At 34.6% G+C, this 6721-nt stretch carries 5 protein-coding genes; all 5 read right to left on the minus strand.

Annotation, left to right across the window (positions count from 1 at the left end):
• A partial coding sequence (locus AB1630_09105; protein MEW6103949.1) for a right-handed parallel beta-helix repeat-containing protein occupies window positions 1–2729 on the minus strand: 2729 nt, incomplete at its 3' end.
• A gap of 171 nt (window positions 2730–2900) precedes the next feature.
• Window positions 2901–5321, minus strand: a complete 2421-nt coding sequence (locus AB1630_09110; GenBank protein MEW6103950.1) for a DUF2079 domain-containing protein — start codon at window positions 5319–5321, stop codon at window positions 2901–2903.
• 32 nt (window positions 5322–5353) lie between these two features.
• Window positions 5354–5713: a DUF2723 domain-containing protein gene (locus AB1630_09115; protein MEW6103951.1), complete on the minus strand. Its 360-nt coding sequence runs from the start codon at window positions 5711–5713 to the stop codon at window positions 5354–5356.
• Between the two features lie 237 nt (window positions 5714–5950).
• Entirely contained in the window at window positions 5951–6250 is a 300-nt protein-coding gene (locus AB1630_09120; GenBank protein ID MEW6103952.1) for a type II toxin-antitoxin system RelE/ParE family toxin, read from the minus strand.
• The gene (locus AB1630_09125) at window positions 6243–6494 is read right to left on the minus strand and encodes a type II toxin-antitoxin system Phd/YefM family antitoxin (GenBank protein MEW6103953.1); all 252 of its coding nucleotides are present in this window, start codon (window positions 6492–6494) and stop codon (window positions 6243–6245) included. Before AB1630_09125 ends, AB1630_09120 begins: the two co-directional genes overlap by 8 nt.
• Window positions 6495–6721 lie beyond the last annotated feature (227 nt).

Below are 6721 nucleotides of genomic sequence, written 5' to 3' on the forward strand. Positions count from 1 at the left end.
ATGGTTGCATAATTTGTTATTAAACCAAGCCCAGTTGCAAAGTATTCTAGGGTTCTTGAGCCTTCTTGACCAATGGCTAATGTTCCAATATCAAAGCTTACTACATTCCCATTAGCCAAGCAATCAACAAGCATTACATCCAAAAGCTCATTTGTCCCAATGTTTTTATAAATTAAAGTATAGGTTATGGTAGAACCTGTTATAACAGATGCTGGGGATTGTTTTTGTAAGGAGATTTTAGGGGTGCCATTAAGCTTAAACAGGGTTATTGCATAGTTCCCATAAGAATCGGTTGCGGTGATTGTCTTGGTGCAAATTGGCTGAGTGTCTACAATAAATGTGGTTGAGAAGGTTCCATATTCATCTGATGTGGTTTGAGCTATGGTTTGATTGGTGCCGAAGTCAATGGAAATTGCACTTTCTGTGGCAAAGCCTTGTCCTTCAATTGTAACTATGGTTCCAACTAGACCTGATGTAGGGGTAATCATAATTGTCTGTGCTATCCATGGTCTGTAATCCACCCAATCACTTACCTTGTCGCCTTGACCTGATGGATTTGATGTTCCATGATATGGCCCTGAATTTGCTCCCCACCAGTTATAGGTTGCAGAGATTGTTCCAAAACTCCCATCATGATAGACACCATAACCATTTGTTAAATCACCATTCTTGTTGCCTAAGAGGTTGTTGTAGTGGATTGTAGAGAAAGAATTTGAAATGGAATAAATCCCATATCCTTGACCAGATGTACCACCTGGACCATAGCACCCACCCATTCCTCCTTGGCCTCCAATGTTATTTGATATTACATTTTCTGAGATTGTAGAGTTTGTTGAAAAACTAAGATATATTCCACAGCCAATACCACCAGACCCCCCTGAATTACCATAGCTACCTCCTGTTCCACCTCTTCCTCCTTGGTTATTTGAGATGGTATTGTTGGTTATTGTGGTATTTGTGGAGTTATAAAGATAGATTCCACAACCAATGCCACCAGAACCACCAGAACCAGTATAGCCTCCTGTTTGTCCATTCTCACCAATTCCTCCTGCAATAAAATTATTTCTTATAGTAAAATTTGAGCAGTTTATAAGAACAATACGACCTAAGTTTGTTGAGCCTGAACCAAGAAGGGTTAAGGTTTGATTTTCAATAGTCAAGCTGTTTGTTCCATAATAATAATGAATAGACTCAGTGTTGTATGTGTTTAAAGAATCAATGGCGTTGTTGTAACTGTTTTGGTCAATATAAATACCATATCCTTGACCACAGATACCTGGTGAACCATCAAACCAGGTGCCTCCTCCACCACCTCTTCCTCCTTGCCCACCTTTGGTATTAACCATAGTATTTTGTGAAAAAATATTGTTTATAGAAGAAAAAAGATATATTCCACAACCTATGCCACCTCTGCCGCCTGAACCTTCGCAACCATAGACTATACAGGCCCATCCTCCTTCGCCTCCAGAAATTTCTGAGATAGTATTTTCTGAAATTACATTGTAACTTGATTGATGGAGGTATATTCCACAACCTATGCCACCTGTTCCAGCAGGATAATCATTATTATAGTTATACCCATTTATTCCCCTTCCTCCTATATTATTAGATATAATGTTTCTTGAAATTGTGTTATGGGTAGAGGAATAAAGATATATTCCACAGCCAATGCCACCTAGTCCATCCTGACCTATATCTCCAGCAATTATATTATTTCTTATAGTAAAGTTTTGACAATTGATTAAAACAATCCTTCCCAAATTTGTTGAACCAGAACCTGCCAAAGTAAGGGTTTGATTCTCAATAATTATTCCCGACTGATTATAATAATAATGAATCGGCTCAGTATTATAAGTATTAGTTGGACCAATGGTATTGGTATAGCTGTTGGAATCAATATATATTCCGTAGCCATTTTCAAAGCCATAATATCCTCTGCCTCCCATACTGTTAGATATAGAATTTTCTAAGATTGTGTTGCCAGAAGAAGAGGAAAGATATATGCCACAACCTATACTCCCTTGACCATCTGTAGCATCACCGGTTCCTGTTCCTCCTGTTCCTCCTCGGTTATCATATATAGTATTTTTGCTGATAATGTTATTTAATGAGGAAGAAAGATAGATGCCACAACCTATTCCACCAGGGTAACCTGGACTACCCCAGCCCCAATCTGCACCTGTTCCACCTTGTCCTCCTGTATTGTTAGATATAGTGTTTTCTGAAATTGTGTTGTGGGTAGAAGAATAAAGGTAAATTCCACAACCAATTCCACCTGGATTACCTCCATCATATCCCTTATTATGATGGATATAATTATGAGTAATCTCAATATCTAAGACATTTTCTAAATACACAGCCTGTTTTGCATATCCAATATCACAATAACTTATTGTGCCCCTAGCATTTATGCCACTGAATTTAATGCTTTGCCATAGCCCTGGCGTAGAATAGAGACCTGTAAAGGTGATTGTTCCATTTAAAGTTCCAATAGCTTTCAGATTTCCATAGACTATTAAGGAAGTGTTTGTAGAAAACCTTACTTCAACATTTGGATCAATCACAAGAGTTGTTCCATTTTGCACAGTTGCATCAGCAGTGACAATATACGGACTTCCACCCGTTGTCCAATTTCCCGAGACATTACCACTTACATAGGTCTCTGCCCAAATTGGCTTAAAAGCCAATAATCCCAAAACTACTAAAGACACAAAGATTTGTCTTTTCATTTCACTGACACCTCCATTTTAAACAAAAAAGCAGGCAAATTAGACCTGCTTCTGATTTTATATATAAACCTTTTTGAATAGTTAGGTTGCCCCCCCCCGCCTCTTGTTATCTTCTAAATTTTCCATGCATTAAGTATACATCATTTATAAAAATTTTTGCAAGAAAAATTTTTATTTACCCAATGATTTAAGTACATCCCTTGACCAAAAGTCATTTGGCTCAATTTCCAAAATCCTTTTTAAGATTGAAATTGCTTCGTCATAATACCCTATATTTGCATAGATAAAAGCAAGTTGTTTTTTTAGAAAAATATTTGAAGGTTCTTGTTCTTCCCTTTTTTTAAGCAAAGAAACAGCTTTGATAATTTCTTTTCTTACATTTTCTGCCTTTTTAGTTAAGCCTTTGTTTGTATAAGCATTTGCAACCTTAAGGAGCCTTGGTAAATGAAGCAAATCAATATTTACTGCCTTTTTATAAGCAGAATAAGCTTTATTTATATTATTGCCAAGAAAAAGACAGGAATCACCAATAATAACCCAAGGAGTTTCAAGAAGGGGGTCAATTTTTATTGCTTCCCCTGCCTCTTTCAAAGCATCCTTGTATCTTTGAAGATTAAAGTATATTGAAGATAGGATAAAATGTGCCTCCTTTGATGGTTTTGATTTTAGTAACCTTTCAGAAGATAAAAGGAATCCAGTAATCTTTTCTTTTCTTATGAATATGCAAAATCCATCACCAAATTCCTCTTCAAAGATTTTTTGAAACCTTTTGTCATTTTCAAGTCTCTCCAATCCCTCAAGAAAGAGAGAAAAATTTAAATCCCTCTTTGATCTGTCCAAAAGGATATAGTCTGCATCTTCAAACCTTATATTTCCTGGAAGAAATTGGAAAATATGCCTTCTTGAAGAAAGGTGTGCCAACCATTCATTTTGACAAGAAAGGGGTGCATCCTTTGAAATAAGCTTCTTTAATGTATAGAATAGGCTAATGTGGTCTCTTTCCTTCTTATCCATTTTAAAATTAGGGAGGAAAAAGAGGCTTTTATGGAACCCAATCTTATATTCCTCTGCATCAAAGGATTCCTCTGTAAATGGTAGAATAGAAAAATGCCAGTTAGAAAGAAAGGAATTTATAAGTAAAAAGATAGAAATGGGAATAGCCCATTGAATTTGAGCTTTTTTCTTAAACCTTTCTACAATATTTCCAAATCCATAGATAGCTGATATGACTGTAAATGGAATAATCAATGCAGAGTATTGCCAGAGAAGGAGATATTGAACTTTAAAGTAGGCAATAAGTTCAAAAAGAAGGGGTAAGATAGAAGGAATAAATGCCATGGATAATAGTGAAAGAAAGCCAAAGGGAAAGAAAAGGAGGACAATTGTAACGACCTTTTGTGGCAATAATATGGTTTTAAAGATAGCGAATGGGTGAAAAAATATATTTTTTGTTATCTCATTTATGCTATTCCCAAGATATTTATATCTTACAAGAAATTCATAATCTTCAGTTGTTTGAATTGTGGATGTTGCTTGTCTAATCCAAGGAATCAATACCTTGAATGCTAGGGATAACCAAAGAAGGCTTATTAAAACAGTAATTATTCCTATTTTTTTATCTATTCTAAAGAAGGCGTATATTCCTAATCCAAACCCTACTAAAGGAACATTTTCCTTTATCATCAAGGAAAGAAAAAGGAGGATAAAATATGTTTTAAATTTTTTCTTAATCAGAGCAAGAAAGGTAAGGGAAAGGAGAAAAGGGGCAAAGCATATTTCATGGAAATCAAAAAGGTTTATCCGGGAAAGAAAGGGAAAAAGAAGATAACAAGAGGCAAAGACAAGAGAGATAAACCTATCTTTTAATCTGTGGTATGCTATTAGATAAATTGGTAAGGCAGCAATTCCAAGAAATAGGCTTTGGAAAAAGAGAAAAATTCTTTCATCTTGCCATAAAGCATAGATTGGAACAAGAAATAAAAGTATAGGAGACATATGAATTCCCAAGAAGTTGCGACCATAGAGACTTGTTTCAAGAATCCTTCCCCGAATGGTATTCCATAATGCTTGATTAAAACCTGCTAAATCCAATGAGGTCATTAGCCTATAATGCCTTTCAAATGAGAGGTATGTAAAAATAAAGGTATAGAGAAGGATTAAAGAAAAAAGAAGGATAAATAGAAGAATAGATGATTTTAAAAAAAACCTTTTTCTTACAATATCCCAGTTAATAAACCTTACATTTAGAAATGAAAAAGTGCTTAAAACGAGGATAAAAAGATAAGCAAACCATATCTTTGGATTATAAATTTCTATTTTAAGTAGATTAAGTAAAAGTAAGAAAAAGGGAATAAATGCTTTTCCATCCCTGATTAAACTATTTCTAAAAGGTTCTTTATTGAGATAGCTTAAAACATAAGAAAACCCTATCCAGAAGGAAAAAAACGAAAGCAATGAAATAAGAAGTATTAAAAGGAATTGAACAGAATAGAATTGATAGACAAAAAAGGAAAAAGAAAGGGAAGAAAAGAGAACTATTATAAAAGAGGTAATTATTCCCTCAAAAACTGCTTTTTTATAACCCTTCTTCACAAACCTAATTGTATATAACCTTCAGCTTAAAGTCAATATTTGGAATTCGGAATTAGCCTTAATGTTACAAAATAAACCATCATTACACAAAGGGAGGCAAATAAAGCGGATTGCATATTCATCCTATAGGCAATGTTTCCAATAGGAATTAGGGTGATAAAAACCTTACCCAGCAAGGTATAGAGGGGATACCCCGGAGGATGGGCGATGCCTAAGGTGTAAGCAACGCTGATAAGCTCACCGGAATCATGAAATCCCACGGTTGGAGTTAATGTATGCAAATAAACCCCAAAAGAAACAAAGAAAACAACAAGCCCAAATAGGTAATCTATTGTGTTAAATGGCTTTAAAATAAACTTATCTTCCTTAAAAAGATTGAAAATCTTAGACATTTCCTTTTCTTTTTGTAACTATTCACCCTATAGGGAAATAAGGAATGTATATGTTTAGATAATGTTAAGGAAAATAATGAAGCCAAAGAATAAAAATCCCAATGTCCAAATCCCAATGACAAATGAAATCCCAATGTCCAAATCCCAATAATTTGAAATGATATTGGACATTGGAAATTGGACATTTTTTTGACATTTGAACTTGGGATTTGGGATTTATTATAGAATGGATGAATTTTAAAACAGCCAAACATATAAAATACGATATACTGAATAGTTACTTCTTTTTTTGTATATCTCCTTGCGATGACCTATAGATAAAACCAATATTACAAGTTTTTCCGGATATATTCCGTATATTATCCTATAATCACCAACCCTATATGACCATTTTCCTACTAATGGCCCTGTCAGCCTCTTTCCTCTCATCGGGTTCTTAGCCAAGAACTCAATTCCCTTTTTTAATCGCTCCTTTATCTTTTTGTCCAGATTCTTTATCTTTCGGTAAGCTTCCTTAGTATATTCTATCCTATACATCAAAAAAGACTTCTTTGTGGGAATAGATTCTTCCTTTCTGTATATCCTCTTCTGCCTTTACCAAAGATTTTATCAGTTCCCTATCTGCTAATATCTCTAATGTCTCAAGCTCTTCTGGACTTATCATAACAATAGCCGGCTTTCCTTGTTTTGTTACAATATACCTCTGATTGGTAAATAAAATCTCATTCACAATGCTTGGCAGATGATTTCTTACCTCTGATATTGGTGCTATCTTTTCCATATTCTTAACCTCTTTAAATTATACTAAATTTTGTACAATGTGTCAAGGAAAGCAAATCTAACAGACATTCCGTAGTTTTTCAATTCATTTTTTTAAATACGGCTCATCGCGGATTATGGTGCATTAGGATAGGGATAGGGTTTAAAGACACCCATAGAGGAACATCCTTGAATAATCTTTAGCTTCATATACTCCTTATCCCTATAACCATATGCCCTTCTGATAAT

The organism is bacterium (genome assembly GCA_040753555.1).
In the GTDB taxonomy this organism is placed as follows: domain Bacteria; phylum UBA9089; class UBA9088; order UBA9088; family UBA9088; genus JBFLYE01.